The 16,306-nt window shown below is 39.9% G+C and carries 10 protein-coding genes; 7 read left to right on the top strand and 3 right to left on the bottom strand.

What is annotated here, in order from left to right; genetic code table 11:
• Positions 1–54 precede the first annotated feature (54 nt).
• The gene (locus RCP16_RS17015; protein WP_137226314.1) at positions 55–540 is read left to right on the top strand and encodes a MarR family winged helix-turn-helix transcriptional regulator; all 486 of its coding nucleotides are present in this window, start codon (positions 55–57) and stop codon (positions 538–540) included.
• Between the two features lie 81 nt (positions 541–621).
• On the opposite strand, the gene RCP16_RS17020 is transcribed toward RCP16_RS17015, so the two are convergent.
• Positions 622–1,227: a TetR/AcrR family transcriptional regulator gene (locus tag RCP16_RS17020; protein ID WP_069329582.1), complete on the bottom strand. Its 606-nt coding sequence runs from the start codon at positions 1,225–1,227 to the stop codon at positions 622–624.
• Positions 1,228–1,435: 208 nt separating this feature from the next.
• Here RCP16_RS17020 and RCP16_RS17025 point away from each other — a divergent pair, with 208 nt between their 5' ends.
• The 6 genes from RCP16_RS17025 (at position 1,436) to RCP16_RS17050 (ending at position 12,578) form a co-directional block, all read left to right on the top strand.
• Complete coding sequence (locus RCP16_RS17025) at positions 1,436–2,737, top strand: aldehyde dehydrogenase (RefSeq protein ID WP_308640881.1); 1,302 nt, start codon at positions 1,436–1,438, stop codon at positions 2,735–2,737.
• Positions 2,738–2,996: 259 nt separating this feature from the next.
• Complete coding sequence (locus RCP16_RS17030; protein WP_308640882.1) at positions 2,997–4,520, top strand: CoA transferase; 1,524 nt, start codon at positions 2,997–2,999, stop codon at positions 4,518–4,520.
• A 286-nt stretch (positions 4,521–4,806) separates the two neighbouring features.
• Complete coding sequence (locus tag RCP16_RS17035; protein ID WP_308640883.1) at positions 4,807–6,552, top strand: alpha-glycosidase; 1,746 nt, start codon at positions 4,807–4,809, stop codon at positions 6,550–6,552.
• 628 nt (positions 6,553–7,180) lie between these two features.
• The gene (locus tag RCP16_RS17040; protein ID WP_273593036.1) at positions 7,181–9,307 is read left to right on the top strand and encodes a BglG family transcription antiterminator; all 2,127 of its coding nucleotides are present in this window, start codon (positions 7,181–7,183) and stop codon (positions 9,305–9,307) included.
• A complete protein-coding gene (locus tag RCP16_RS17045; RefSeq protein ID WP_308640884.1) occupies positions 9,304–11,274 on the top strand; it encodes a PTS mannitol transporter subunit IICBA in 1,971 nt (656 codons plus the stop codon). The genes RCP16_RS17040 and RCP16_RS17045 overlap by 4 nt, the downstream gene beginning before the upstream one ends.
• A 149-nt stretch (positions 11,275–11,423) precedes the next feature.
• Positions 11,424–12,578, top strand: a complete 1,155-nt coding sequence (locus RCP16_RS17050; protein WP_308640885.1) for a mannitol-1-phosphate 5-dehydrogenase — start codon at positions 11,424–11,426, stop codon at positions 12,576–12,578.
• Positions 12,579–12,689: 111 nt separating this feature from the next.
• Here the strand turns inward: RCP16_RS17050 and RCP16_RS17055 are convergent, their stop codons facing one another.
• Entirely contained in the window at positions 12,690–13,718 is a 1,029-nt protein-coding gene (locus RCP16_RS17055) for an EAL domain-containing protein (RefSeq protein WP_308640886.1), read from the bottom strand.
• 243 nt (positions 13,719–13,961) lie between these two features.
• Complete coding sequence (locus RCP16_RS17060; protein ID WP_371748118.1) at positions 13,962–16,241, bottom strand: bifunctional 2',3'-cyclic-nucleotide 2'-phosphodiesterase/3'-nucleotidase; 2,280 nt, start codon at positions 16,239–16,241, stop codon at positions 13,962–13,964.
• Positions 16,242–16,306: the final 65 nt, after the last annotated feature.

Below are 16,306 nucleotides of genomic sequence, written 5' to 3' on the forward strand. Positions count from 1 at the left end.
AGTCTATTTTTGCACAAAAGGTTGCTATAACAACTAAAACAGTAGGTGAATGCTATGCCTTATGACGTAGAAAAGAGTTATACCGTGTTGATTCGCGATGTTCATTTAGCAATCTCCGGTCATATCAAAAATAAATTAGCTCCTTTTAACCTCGCACCTGAACAAAATTTCATTATGATGCTGTTATGGAAAAAAGACGGCATTACACAAAATGAAATTGGCGAGCGATTAGGGAAAGACAAAACAAACATTACACGTATGATTTCTAATTTGGAAAACAAAGGCTTTGTCCGTAAAATCACATGTACTGATGATCGACGTTGCTTCAAAATCTATCTTACCCCCGCAGGCGCACAACTTGAAAATGAAGTCTGCCCTGTGATGGAAGAAATCGGTCAGGAACTGGTGGATGGAATTTCGGCAGAAGAACTTGTCTTGTTGCGCCAGCTTCTTACCAAAGTCCGTGATAACGCCAGCACAACCGCTCCTTCTCTTTGTCCAATTATCGCTTCAGAATCCGTACCTATCACTAATCAGTAATTAATCTTTCTAGTTTGTATAGATATCAGGTAAATCCTCTTTAGATTTAAAGAAGCGGGATTTGCCTTTTTGGCATGTCTGTTACTCTTTATCTTCCGCATACATCCGAATAATCTGAATCGGCCCACGTGAATTCAGTTGGATCATCTGTTCTGTCATTTTCTCAGGCGTATAGGGCATATCGTTATCTAACCACCAATAAATAACGCCTACATAAGCAGAACCAATATAACTAGCGATCACATCTTTATGGACAAATAACTTATCATCATCAAACCGCGAAAACTTTTCCTCATAAAAAGTAGTAATATACTCCTTCATGTATTCAATGAAATTAATACTGGCTTTGCGTTCAAACATCACCCGAAAAAATTCTTTGTACTTGATCACATACTCAAAAATCCTTTTCGCAATATAGCGTTGCAGATCATCGATCGAAGGATTAACAACCGATGCTTCTTTGGCATCTCCAAATAATTCGCCCAAAATCTCATCGGTGGTTGTATATAATAAATGATCTTTTGTTTCATAATGTAGGTAAAATGTTTTACGGTTTAAGGTGGCAAGGTCGGTGATGTCCTGAATTGTAATCTGTGCATACGGTTTGCGATCCATCAAATCGATCAGTGCATCTCGTAATAAATGGCGTGTACGTTGCACACGAGGGTCTATCTTTTTGTCTGGCAACAGAATTCCTCCTTCTATTTTGTTTCATGTTATATACCCACTTTATACACAGTTGTCGCTTTTGCCACACCTTAATACTGTTTGGTTATTGTAACTATACGATCAATAGCGTATAATTCAATTTATCACAATTTAATATGAAAATTTATTCATATCAACCGAATGGATTTACAAATCATAAAAACTAAATTCAAAGGGAGTTTTAAATATGACAACAGCACATGAGTTGGTTCAACAACAACGACAATTTTTTAATACAGGTAACACCAAAGACGTAACATTCCGTATCCAAGCATTGAATCGCCTCAAAAAAGCAATCGAGAAATTCCATCAACCGATTTTGGATGCTTTGAAAAGCGACTTGAACAAATCAGAGCCTGAAGCTTTCGGTTCTGAGATTCGTATCGTTCTAGGCGAAATTGACTTTACACTAGAACATTTAGAACAATGGGCAGCACCACGTGAAGTACCTACTGCTTCTACGTTGCCAGATTCGACTAGCTTTATTCATCCAGAACCTTATGGTGTGGCTTTGATTATCGCACCGTGGAACTATCCTTTCCAATTAGCATTCGGACCGTTGATCGGTGCAATGGCAGCTGGAAATAGTGCAGTGATCAAACCTTCTGAATTAACACCTGCGGTATCTAAAGTGACTGCGGAACTGATTGCAGATACATTCCCTAGTGAGTATATCGCTGTTATGGAAGGCGAAGTAGAGACCAGTACAGCATTGCTTAAAGAAAAATTCGATTATATCTTCTTCACAGGTAGCACAGGTGTAGGTAAAGTTGTTATGAGAGCAGCAGCAGAACATTTGACTCCAGTGACATTGGAATTAGGCGGTAAAAGCCCAAGTATCGTTCACAAAGATGCGAACTTACAAGTGGCAGCGCAACGCTTAGCTCGTGGTAAATTCTTGAATGCTGGTCAAACATGCGTAGCTCCTGATTATCTATTGGTGCACGAAGATGTACGTCAAGAATTTATTTCTTTATTACAAGCTGAAATCAATGATAAATATACAGAGAATGCAACCCAAAATCCAAACTTCCCACACATCGTGAATCAACGTAACTTTGATCGATTAGCGAAATTTTTGGAAGATGGCGAATTCTTAATCGGTGGACGTTCGATTCGTGAGCAATTGGTTATTGAACCTACACTACTTGGTAATGTCGATTGGACTTCACCGGTGATGCAAGAAGAAATCTTCGGACCGATCTTGCCAGTGATCGAATATAACGACCTTAATCCTATTCTAGACGAAATCGTACAACGTCCAAAACCATTGGCTCTATACTTGTTCACCAATGATGAAGAAGTACAAGACCAAGTATTCAACACTGTTTCTTTCGGTGGCGGTTGTGTTAACGAAACACTATCTCATATGACTTCACACTACCTACCTTTCGGCGGTGTTGGTGATAGCGGTATGGGTTCATATCATGGACAACAAAGCTTCGAACTATTCTCTCATCACAAAAGCATCCTAAAACGTAATTCATAAGAGAACAATTTTAAAAATAATTTAAAACGTATATAAGCCAAAGTAATCTTCGCTAGAACGGATATGCTTCCTTTGTAAGGAACATGACCAGAAGATGCTTTGGCTTTTTTATTGATGTTTTATAGACTCCTTTCTTTTTTACCCAATTTCAAGATATCTGTGGCTTTATCCTCATTTCTTATCACACTGGTTATTGAGTGTCACTTTGGGTAAGTTTATAATTATATGTATACATTTACTTATGGATGGAGTGACAATCATGAACGATACCACAAATATAGAAATGAATACGATTCATCATATGAAACAACGTATTTTGGATGCTCAGCATAATCGTCTTACTCATACGGACTTTGATATTCACGCAGAATTGGAAAAAGTATTACAAGATATCGGCTTATCTTCCGCAGATAGTGGCGGAGACATTTCATTTACAGGGAAAGATCCGATTGTCCCTAGCGTACTGCGTTTAGCTAGTTCTGCTGGAATCGGAATGGTTGCCAAGTCTGTGGCAGCCGCTAATCTCTGGCGACTTCGTGGGGGTAAAGGACAAGATATTTCACTGGATTTGCGTAAAATTCTACATCGCCTATCCCCTTTTTATGATCGTAAATGGGAGAAATTAAACGGATACTCACCTGCTAGTCCTTCCGATCCTAGTCAGGCACTCAAATTTGGCTTTTATGAAACGAAAGATCATCGCTGGGTGATGCCACTTGAACCTTATCCTAAGCTCAAAATCAATACGTTAAAATTACTTGATTGCGCCGATACACCGGAAGCTGTAGCTAAAGCCATCTCTAAATGGAATGCCAAAGATTTGGAAGATGCTGCTGCTAAAGTAGGCGTAGTGATGCCAATGGCACGTACATTAGAAGAATTTATCGAAGAGCCTACATTTGCAGATGTTGCCAAATTACCGCTTATTCAAATTGAAAAAATCGGTGAAAGTGAGCCTGAACCGTTGTCTCAAGGTGTATCTTCTCCACTTGAAGGTATACGTGCTTTGGGAATGGGGCATGTGATTGCAGGTGCAGGTATAGGACGTGCACTGGCTCTTCAAGGTGCAGATGTACTTAATATCTGGCGACCATCCGATTGGGAAGTAGATACCACTTATTACACCTCTAGTGTAGGTATGCGTTCTTCTACTTTAGAGATTGGCGAACCTCAAGGTCATGCCAAAATGCAAACATTACTTCAAGATGCGGATATCTTTTTTGCGAATCGTAGACCTTCATATCTGAATCGATTTGAACTAGATCCTCAGCAAGTTGCTGCTATTCGACCAGGTATTATTCATGTATCGGTTTCCCTTCATGGTGAAGACGGTGTCTGGGCAGATCGGGTAGGATTCGATCAGACGGCTGGAACAGTGACAGGTGTGATGTGTCTTGAAGGAACACCAGAGAAACCACAATTACCCGCTATTTTGGTGGTTAACGATTATATTATCTCATGGCTCGCTGCTGCTGGCGCCATGGCGGCATTAGCCAGAAGAGCACAAGAAGGTGGCAGTTATAAAGTACACATTTCGCTTAGTCGTGTGTCCTTATGGTTGATATCGATGGGTATTTTTGATAAAGATTACGCTTATACTACAGCAGGTTCTTCGGACGAACATCTGTATCTTGATCCTGACTTATTTACAGCAGAAACGGTCTGTGGAGATTATCAAGGAGTGACCGATCAAGTTCAAATGTCTGAGACACCTGGACATTACAACACTGTACTTGTGCCTAGAGGATCTAATCGTCCTGAATGGTTGCCAAAAAATCTGTAAAGTTAACCTTTCATTTATATATTCAATACAGAGCATATACAAGTATCTTTTATGAGTAGTAATGACTGCTTATAAATAATTTCGGGTTTTCAGCAATTTGGTTACGATAATAAGCTTAGATATGGCTTGTTATCGTAACCTTTTTTATTCTTCTATTTCTTCTAATAGATAAGCCACAGATATGCGCCGATGTAGAGCTTAACTAATTGGTTCCATCAATTCTTTTTCGGGTATAAATCGATAGAGCAAAAGCACTATCATACATATTTTAATAGGAGGAACATCTATGTTAATCGAAGCTGTCTATCATCGTCCCAAGCTGAATTGGGGCTATCCTTATGATCTCAAAACGATTCATTTGCGTCTACGTACCAAAAAGCAGGATGTCAAAGAAGTCTGGGCTTTGGCTGGAGACAAATACATGTGGGAAAAGTCCAAAGAACGTGTACAAATGCATGTTTTTGCAACAGATGATTGGTTCGATTATTGGGAATGTGAAGTTGTTCCTCCTTTCCGTCGTATCAAATACGGATTCCTTCTTAAAAATGATGACGAAGAAATTTGGATGGATGAAGATAAATTTGGCAAAGAAGAGCCGAAAATGGATCGTTTATTCGATATTCCATTTATCAATCCAGTCGATGTATTTACACCACCAGCATGGGTAAAAGATGCTGTCTTTTATCAGATTTTCCCGGAACGATTCGCTAATGGAGATCCATCCATCAACCCTAAAGACACCTTAGCATGGGGCGAAAAGCCAGAATGGTTTAACTTTTTCGGTGGTGATCTACAAGGGATTATCGATCATTTAGATCATTTGACGGATCTGGGTATCAATGCGATTTATATGACTCCTATTTTCAAAGCAACGACTAACCATAAATACGATACAGAAGATTATATGGGACTTGATCCTCATTTCGGGGATAAAGAAACATTGAAGAAATTAATTACAACTTGCCATGATAAAGGGATTCGAGTGATGTTTGATGCGGTATTTAATCATTCGGGTAAAACATTTGCTCCATTTGTCGATGTACAGGAAAAAGGCGAACAATCTAAATATAAAGATTGGTTCCATGTACGTAAATTCCCGTTAGCTGTAGAAGACGGTATTCCGACGTATGATACATTTGATTTTGAGCCGTTAATGCCGAAGCTGAATACCGAAAATCCAGAAGTCAAAGAGTATCTACTCAATGTAGCGAAATACTGGGTCGAAGAATTTGGAATCGATGGTTGGCGCTTAGATGTTGCGGACGAAGTGGATCATCATTTCTGGCGTGAATTCCGTCAAACGGTGAAAAGTATCAATCCAGACGTCTATATTTTGGGCGAAATCTGGCATGAATCTTCTCCATGGTTACAAGGCGATCAATTCGATGCTGTAATGAATTATCCGTTCAAAAATGCGGTAACAGATTTCTTTGTTGAAGATACTACCGATGCATTAACTTTTGCTCATGCGATTGGGACACAGATGTCACGCTATCCTCGTCAAGTAACCGAGGTATCGTTCAATCTACTAGATAGCCATGATACCGCTCGCGCGCTCACACTCGCTAAAGGCAATAAAGATCGTCTCAAATTAGCGGTAACTTTCCAGATGACGTATAGTGGTACTCCTTGTATCTATTATGGAGATGAGTTTGGAATGGAAGGTGACAATGATCCAGATTGCCGTCGTTGTATGGTCTGGGATGAAAAAGATCAAGATTTAGAGTTATTTGCTTTTTACCAACAATTAATTGCGCTACGCAAGCAATATCCGGCTCTACGTCAAGGTACGTTTAAGTTCTTGCATGCCAAAGAAGGTAATAATGGACTGATCTATGAGCGTTCTGATGATAAAGATACATTTGTCATCGCAATGAATAGCTCCTCTGAACCTGTAACAGTAAGTATTGATGTGAAGACTACACAATGGGAAAATATGTTGGATCACACTACACTTCAAGTTGAAAATGGACGGCTAGAAGAGCAGCTACCTGCTTTTGCATTTGTTATTTTAAAAGCTATTCAATCCTAAAATCGATAGATATAGGAACTACCTGTATGTTAAACGCCTGCTTTCTTTATAGAAAGTAGGCTTTTTTATAATTTTTTTTATAATTTATTCCATATGTAATCAGCGGTAGACGATCTCTTATTATGCATATCATTTATCATTTTAAAGTATTTATTCGCTTCATCTTTAGATAGAAGGATTCCCTTTTTTTGCAATAACATATAGAGTATTGAATTTTATATTAAGTATTGAGAACAAGGTTCCGATATTCAAATAGATAAGCTTTTTTTACATTTTATTCAAGTGTTTCAACAAGTATTATTTAGGTTTATGTTATACATTGTTTAGTATTTTAATTCAATTTTTATCATTTTTTGTCGAATATCTTTTACAGATTTATGCGACTTTTTACACCCTTTTTTTGAAAAAGAGATCTCAATTTATCCTTTTTCGTCATTCGCTTTTCGCTGCTTATTCGCTCCCTCTTTACCTTTGTCCCTTATACACAAAGGACAAATCGTATCATCTTTCAATTGATATCTTCATCTTAAAACCTTAAACTTTGAAGTATTCACTACTAGTTCTTATTTCTTAGCCCTATGTTTATGATATCGTTTTCAATCGGACTTTGGAAAGGAGGATATCGATTTTGGAGAAGCTGACCGCTCGCCTCACAATGATGCTACAGTTTCTGGTTGCCTCTCATGGTGACTATATTACAATCAGGGACTTGTCCGATCATCTAGATGTGAGTGAGAAAACGGTCAAGCGTGAATTGCCGAGCGTTGAAGACTGGTTGCATCAAAGACAGCTAACCCTGATTCGCAAACCGGGTACAGGACTTGCACTGGAAGGTAGTCCAGAACATCTGGCTATTGTACAGCAAGAACTGGAAGAACAGACACCGAAGAAAGACTACACCCGTGAAGAAAGGCATTACTTCATTATTAGTGAACTTTTACTTTCCAAAGAACCGATTAAGTTATACACCTTTGCTTCACAGTTCAAAGTCACAGAAGGCACACTCAGTAACGATCTCGATCGAATAGAACAATGGCTTCAAGCTTTTGAGATTACATTGATTCGCAGACCGGGCTTAGGTGTCTATATTGAAGGAACCGAAAGTAGTATACGTTCTGCACTGGTACATCTTCTTTATGAAAGTGTAGATGAATATCAGTTGAATCATCTGGTACGTGACCGTTTCCCTACCGAAGAACAACCGGGACGCGTACAATTCCATATCCGCAACCGCCTGCTGAACCTGGTTGATGATGGAATGATGAACCAGCTTCAGCAGTACTTGAGTGATCTGGAACGTGAAATGCATATGAAATTAACCGATAGCGCGTATATCGGGCTTGCTGTTCATTTAGCACTGGCGATTGAACGTATTCGCAGAGGGCAACGTATCACAATTGCTCCACGCATACTGGATGAGCTTAAGCAACTAAGTGAATTTGAAACAGCACGTACACTTGCGATCAAGTTAGAACAGTCTTTCGATATTATGATTCCTGAAGATGAGATGGGTTATATCACCATGCATCTCAAAGGCGCCGAAACCCGACTGAGTGTCGAATCTGATCCGTATTATGAGCATGTCAGCTTTGAACTGGTCAAGCTTGCCAGGGACGTGCTGAAAATGGCGGAAAGTGAAACTGGCTTCGAGCTCAAAGGAAACAGCAAGTTATTTGCCGGATTTATCAATCATCTGGGGCCTGCGGTAGAACGTCTACGATTGGGTTTAGATATTCGTAATCCTCTACTTGCTCAGATCAAAGAACAATATGGTCCTACCTTTGAAGTGGCACGTAAGTGTTCTACATTACTTGCTCAATTTACAGGCAAAGAAGTACCTGAAGCAGAGATTGGCTATATGGCGATGCATATCGGTGCTATGTCTGAATATGCCGCCGCTCAGAAAAAACCATTTAAAGCCTTAATCGCTTGTGCAAGTGGTATGGGAACGTCCAGTCTATTATCTGTTCGAGTCAAGCGTGAGTTCCCAACACTGCAAATTATTGATGTGGTCTCTTCTTCTGAAGCGGTTCGCTTAGAAAAGCGGGCTGACATTATTATCTCGACCGTAGAAGTAGATAGTGTGATTCCAACGGTACGTGTATCGCCTTTACTTTCATCAGAAGACATTATCGATATTCGAACAGCTTTATCCAAGCTAGATACTTCTCATCATGCACAGCATGAATTACAACAATCGATCCATCCGAGTGTACGCTTAACTGAAACGCTAAGTACACACAAAGAAACACTGACAGGCATCTTAGATCTTACGCAAGGATTAGCGATAAGAGATGGATACAGTGCTACTTCTGTGACTGACTTGATTCATCAGATAGCCACCACTTTTACAGCTTCTGCTGAACGGGCAGACGTATTAGAACAAGAATTACATGAACGTGAACGATTAGGTGAAACGGTACTTTCACAAGATGGATTGATTCTATTACACTGTCGTTCCTCTGTCGTACCCAAACTATTTTTAGGCGTGATGCGATTTGCACATCCGATATCAGCTGCTTCACAATCGGTTGATCTGTATGCGGCAATTGTACTGCTTGCTCCTAAAGACAGCAGTAAGTCCTATTTGGAAGCAGTCAACGAAGTCAGTAAATCACTGATTGATCGCCCTGGCTTTGTCACTAGAGTTGTATCGGGTAGTGCGGTCGAATTAACGGCTGAAATTTCTAGCCTAATGAAAGATTTATACACTCGCAAAATTGAACAATATATGATGGAGGTCGAACAATTATGAGTTCTGTGCAGACAGCTACAAAAGAAAGAAAAAGTGCTCGCGATCGCGTTCAAGGGTTCGGACGTTTTCTAAGTGCTATGATTATGCCGAATATCGGTGCATTTATCGCTTGGGGTCTACTGACAGCACTATTTATTCCAACAGGTTACTGGCCTAATGCTGATTTAGCGACAATGGTTGATCCTATGATTAAGTATTTGCTTCCTTTATTGATCGCTTACACAGGTGGTAAAGTTGTAGCTGGTCATCGTGGTGGTGTACTGGGTGCGATTGCCGCAATGGGTGTTATCGTGGGTGCCGAGATTCCAATGTTTATCGGTGCGATGATTATGGGTCCACTTGGTGGATATGTGATCAAACAGTTCGATAAATTGATCGAAGGTAAAGTAAAAACTGGTTTTGAAATGTTGGTTAACAACTTCTCTGCTGGTATTATCGGGATGTTCCTTGCGATTCTTGGATTTGTAGGTATTGGTCCATTAGTTGAAGCATTTACAATGTTAATCGAATCAGGTGTTAACTTCTTAGTTGCTCACAACCTTTTACCATTGGTTTCGATCTTCGTCGAACCAGGTAAAATTCTATTCTTAAACAATGCGATTAACCATGGTATCTTTACACCACTTGGTGCGCAACAATCTCTAGAAACGGGTAAATCAATCTTCTATCTTTTAGAAGCTAATCCAGGTCCAGGTCTTGGCTTATTGTTAGCTTACTGGATATTCGGTAAAGGAACAATTAAAGGTTCTGCTCCAGGTGCTATCATTATTCAATTCTTTGGTGGTATTCATGAAGTCTACTTCCCTTACGTATTGATGCGTCCAATCTTGTTTGTCGCTGTTATCCTTGGCGGTATGGCTGGCGTATTTACAAATAGTATCCTAGGTAGTGGTCTAACCAGTGCGGCTTCTCCAGGTAGTATTTTCGCAATCTTAGGTCTAGCTCCAAAAGGTGGTCATCTGGTTGTATTAGCAGGTGTAGCCGCAGCAGCCATTGTTTCCTTTATTTTCTCAGCGATCTTCTTACGCAAAGCACCAAGCGATGAAGATTTGGAAAAAGCGCAAGCCGCTTCTAAAAACATGAAGTCTGGCGGTAACACTGGTGGTCCTGCTTTGACATCGGCTAACGATCTTCAAACAGGTGAAGTTCGCAAAATCGTATTTGCTTGTGATGCAGGTATGGGTTCAAGTGCTATGGGTGCTTCTTCTTTCCGTAAAAAAGTACAACAAGCCGGCTTGCCTATTAACGTAACTAACACAGCGATCGATGCGATCCCTTCTGATGCAGATATCGTTGTTACACAGCAAAATCTAACCAGTCGTGCGAAAGGCAAAGCGCCAAATGCACAGCATGTATCCATTGATAACTTTATTAACAATCCGATTTATGATGATATGATTGAACGTCTCAAAGCAGCTACAGCAGGCAATGCAGATTCTTCGATTCCAGATAATGCTGCGGGTGTGAAAGAAGAAGTCAGTAATGTATTGAGTCACAATGCTCCACATGTGGTACAAGATACAACAACAACTTCTAATGCAGGCTCTAGTATTTTGCGTAAAGAGAATATTGTTCTAGGTCTTACCAGCACGTCTAAAGAAGATGCGATTAACAAAGCAGGCGAAATGCTAGCCGCCGCTGGTTATGTCAAACATGACTATATTGCAGCGATGCATGAGCGTGAAAAAGTAGCTTCCACTTATATCGGTAACGGTGTAGCGATCCCTCATGGTGTCGGTGAAGCGAAAAAACAAATTCAAACATCCGGGATTGTTGTTCTTCAATATCCAAATGGTGTGGAATTTGAAGGCGGTACTGCTTATCTTGTCATCGGTATTGCAGGTGCAGGTGGAGAACATCTTCAAATCCTCACTAAAATTGCAGAAACGATTGAAGATGAAGCGACTGTACAACATTTAGCTAAAGTAACAGATGCTGAAGAAATCTATCGCACATTCTCTATCTAATCCTATAGTTATTCCGGTTGAATCAGCAGCGATTTCGTTGCTGATTTAACCTGTTTATATCTACTTTTGCTTATATAAGCTACATCTAAAGGTATTATTTTGTTTTTGACAGGATGATTACCTACAAATACTTACGGAGGTGCAATATTATGAAAAAAGCTATTCAATTTGGTGCAGGAAATATCGGACGTGGATTTATTGGTGCTTTATTATCAAATGCAGGCTACCATGTGGTGTTTGCAGATATTAACGAACAGATGATCAACGAATTGAATGAGAAAAAAAGTTACCAAATTCATATTCTAGATCTGGAAAAAAGTGTTGAAACGATTACCAATGTATCCGGTTGTTTGTCTAACGGTACAGATATTGTTGATGAAATCGCAAGTGCAGATATTATCACTACGGCGGTAGGTCCTAACGTACTGAAATTTATCGCACCCACGATTGCACAAGGAATCGAAGCTAGACGTAATGCTGGTGGCGGTTCACTGAATATTATCGCTTGTGAAAACATGGTAGGTGCAACAAGCCATCTACAAGAGCAAGTGTTGACTCACCTTTCAGAAGAAGGCAAAGCGTATGCTGAAGAACATGTAGGCTTTGCTAACTGTTCTGTTGACCGTATCGTTCCTCCTTTCCAGGGTGACAGTATTCTAGATGTAGGTGTAGAAGCATTCCATGAGTGGATTGTGGAAGAGCCTAAGCTTAAAGGCGGTACACCTGAAATTGCAGGCATGAAATTGACAGACAATCTTGTAGCTTATGTACAACGTAAATTGTTTACACTCAATACAGGTCATGCGATTACGGCTTATATTGGCTTCTTGAGAGGTCTAGAAACGATCGATCAAAGTATTCAAGATGAAAGTGTTCGCGGGATTGTACGCCCTGCAATGGAAGAAAGCGGCGCGGCTCTTGTGCAAAAACATGGCTTTGATGCGGATGAACATGCGAAATATATCGATAAAATTGAAACTCGTTTCAAAAATCCGTATATCCGTGATGAAGTAATTCGTGTCGGACGTGAACCTTTACGTAAATTAGGACAAGCCGATCGTTTAGTAGGCCCTGTAAAAATGGCGACTGAATTCGATCTTAGTCGTGATCATTTGCTTAAAGGAATTGCAGCGGCATTCCATTATGACAACACAGCTGATCCTCAATCTGCTGAACTACAAGGACGTATCCAAGCTGAAGGCTTCGGCCCTGTGGTAAGCGACGTTACTGGATTTGCCAAAGACAGCGAAGACTACAATAAAGTCATTGCCGCTTACGAAGAATTGAAGTCTTTAAAAGGCTAATATAGATAAATAAAAGCTTTGAGTATAAAAGAACTCATCAAAAAAGCCCTTAATTCGAAGTGTATACTACACTTTAGAAATAAGGGCTTTTTGATTGCACTTATACGGCTTTCAACCTAATTGAAGATTAGGAGAATCGGATGGTTTCCCAAACAAGTATCCCTGTGCTAGTTCGATGCCGATACTGCGGCAAAATTCGTATTCTTCACGGCGTTCGATGCCTTCTGCTAATACAGTTGAACCGTGCTTTTGTGAACTTTCAAGAATATGAATAATCTTTTGTTGTTTTTCAGGATACGTATCGCAATGATCAATCAAACTGCGATCTATTTTGACATAATCCGGTTGAAGATAATCGATTAATTCAGGCTTTGAATAACCTGAACCAACATCATCCAGTGCTACCGATATCCCGTTGCTACGATACACGTCAAAAATATTTTGCAATTTAGGCATTTCGATAATATTCTCTGTCTCCACCACTTCAAACACAAAATCTTTTGGATTGAGATCAAGGCGTTCTATTGCTTCAAACGTATGGCTCAAGCAATATTGTGGGTTATAAATAGAGGATGGTAAAAAGTTAATAAACCGTTTAATTCCCGGTTCTAAATGCTCAGCACTGACCTCAATCGCTGAGATACGAGCCGCACGATCTAGAAAAGAGTGTAATCCTGTTTTACGAGCGATATCGAATAACCGATACGGCTGAAAAGTAGGGCCATTTTGAATCGGACGCAGAAGAAATTCATATGCGATCACTTGCTCATGTTGATCCACAATAGGTTGCATATGGCTGGTAAACTGCTTTTTCCGAATAATCTCTACGACATCATCATGTTGCAAACGGGTGACAAATACGGACAATGAAAGCCACACAGGCTCTCCACCAATATCGTCTGAACCCAACAAACCTACAGATACACATGATGTAATGTCTTCAGGTAAACTTCGTACCCACTGCATAATATCAAGCATCTGTCCTCTTGACTGATATGAAATAGAACAAATATCTTCCATGATATACGTATCATAAGATTGTTGTCGGATTAGAGTTTCAAGAGAAGGAGAAAGCGGTCGCAAGGACACTGTTCCTTGGTCTTCTATAGGTTGAACATAACTACAACCGCTACAATTCATAGCAATCCTCCTTAATAATAAAGCAAAAACATAAGATGAACGTCAAAATATAATGATTTACAGACAAGTTACTTCTACTTTTAATCTTATTAATTATATCATCCTTAAACGCAGATAACATTAGACACTCTGTCTATTATCGGTTTAAATGTTGATTTTGAATACACCAAAGACTGCAATCTATTTTCTATTGCAGTCTTTGGTGTATGATTTGATCCTATTTTGGATTCATATTCCTCGCTATTAGCTAGCTGGAATCTCGATAGCATCTCCAACTTGAAGTTTCGTTGGATCTGTAATTTTATTGTATTTAGCAAGTTCTTCCCATGTTACGCCATATTTCAGACTAATACGGTACAGATTATCACCTTTTTTGATGATATACGTTTGCTCATCTGTAGGTTTCACTGGCTTGTCTACAGCTGGTTTGGTTGGTTTTGGAGCTGGCTTCGTTGTTGGTTTAGCAGGTTTCGCTGGTGTTACTGGTTTCACCGGTTTGGCTGGTGTCACCGCTGGCTGGCTACCTGCTGCTGTATTCGAAAGATTAATAGAATATTTAGCAAAACCATCTGCTGCTTCGCCTACATAAGCAATTGGATCTGCTCCTGCTACCGCTTTAGCACTAGCTAGTGCATCTTTTGCTTTTGGAGAAGTATTGAATGTCACCGTTGGATTGCCTTTGATTGGTGCAAGTGACCAGTTACCATCAGCAGCTGGATCGATTGTTTTGTTTTCACGGATATAATCGATAATCACTTGACGGTTCTCGTCTGGTGCAGCTAGGATAATACGTTTACCATCTGGATTCGCCAATTTAGAAGCAGATGCACGATAGTTGTTTGTAGCTACAACAAATTTTTGTTCGGGATCAATCGCTTTACCGTTAAATTGTAAATTCACAATACGGTTAGAAGATGCGTTGAGAACTGTTCCTTTTGCATCGTATTTAGGTGGTTGTGTAACATCAATTTGGTATGTTACGCCATCGATAACATCAAAGTTATACGTTGGGAAGTCCATATTGATTAACGCTTGCTCACCGGATTTAGCTGGATCGATTTGATTGAATTGTCCTGCAGACCATTCCAACCAGTTTTTCACTTCAGCGCCATTGACAAGCACAGCGTGAACTGTATTTGGGTATACATAAAGGTCAGATACGTTTTTGATTGCTATTGTACCTGCTGGAATATCTGTGTAGTAACTTGCTCCTGAACGTCCACCTGCTTTGAATGGAGCTCCAGCAGAAAGGATTGGCAAGTTCTCATATTCTGTACCTTGAAGTTGTTTCTCCAGATACCATTTCTGAGCATTCGTTACGATCTGGATCGAAGGATCATCTTCTACCAGTGCAAAGTAACTTGTAATACGAGCTGTAGATTCACCTACAGGTCCACGAATATAACCTAGTGTTTCTTCATGTTCATGATATACAGAATCGACGACACCTTGATCTGCTTGAACCAATGCTTTTTTGGTTGCTGTATCATAGATTGGACGAGCTTCTACTTTAGAATCGCTTACTGTCCATTTGTCGCCCTGTTGTTTCAGTTCAAGGTCAATAATACCCAAGTGATCGCCCCAGAATCCTGGCTCTACAGAAGGAACACCATTGATTGTACCTTTTTCAAGATCAACGCCTGTTTTCCCAGCAAAATCAGCACTAGGGAATACTTTGTGTGCATGTCCGAACATAATCGCATCAATACCTGGCACTTTGCTCAAGTACAACACGGAATTTTCCATCAATTCAGTCTGTGGAATATCTTCAAACCCAGAATGCGGAACAGCAATAATAATGTCTGCGCCTTCTGCTTTCATTTGTGGAATAAATTTGTTCGCTGTTTCGATAATATCTTTAGCAACCACTTTCCCCGACAAGTTTGCGCTATCCCATTGCATGACTTGAGGTGGTACGAAGCCAATAACGCCTACTTTAATTGTATGCTTAGCTCCACTTTCGTCAGTTACTTCTTTATCTAGAATAAGGTAAGGTGTAAAGTAGTTCTTCTCGCCTTTACCTGTACCATCATCTGTATAAATATTAGCATTTACATAAGGGAAATTAGCACCTTTTAACGCATTGCCCAAGAAATCAAGGCCATAGTTAAATTCATGGTTACCGATATTTCCAGCATCGTAGCCCAATTGGTTCATGGCTTTGTAGACAGGATGAACTTCGCCTGTTTTTAAAGGATCGACTTTAGCTACATAATCGCCTAACGGATTACCCTGCAATAGATCACCGTTATCAATCAATACACTATTGGTTGCTTCTGCACGAGCATTTTTGATCAATGTCGCTGTTTTAGCGTAACCGTATTGATCTGTAGTTGCATCTGAGTAGTAATCATAGTTCATTACGTTAACATGAATATCTGTTGTCTCCAACAAACGCAATTTCACTGTAGATTCAGAAGAAGTGGTTTCTGCTGCAAAAGCAGGAACTGCCGACACTGCAAACAATTGCAGCGCTGCGATGACAGTAATTGCTTTTTTAAATGTTTTGTTTCCTAAGTTCAAAATAAAAAACCCCTCCCAAATATATTCGCATTTGCTTGACCTTTTACGACTTTATCTCTGCGCCC

This window comes from Paenibacillus nuruki (assembly GCF_963311185.1).
GTDB lineage: Bacteria > Bacillota > Bacilli > Paenibacillales > Paenibacillaceae > Saccharibacillus > Saccharibacillus nuruki.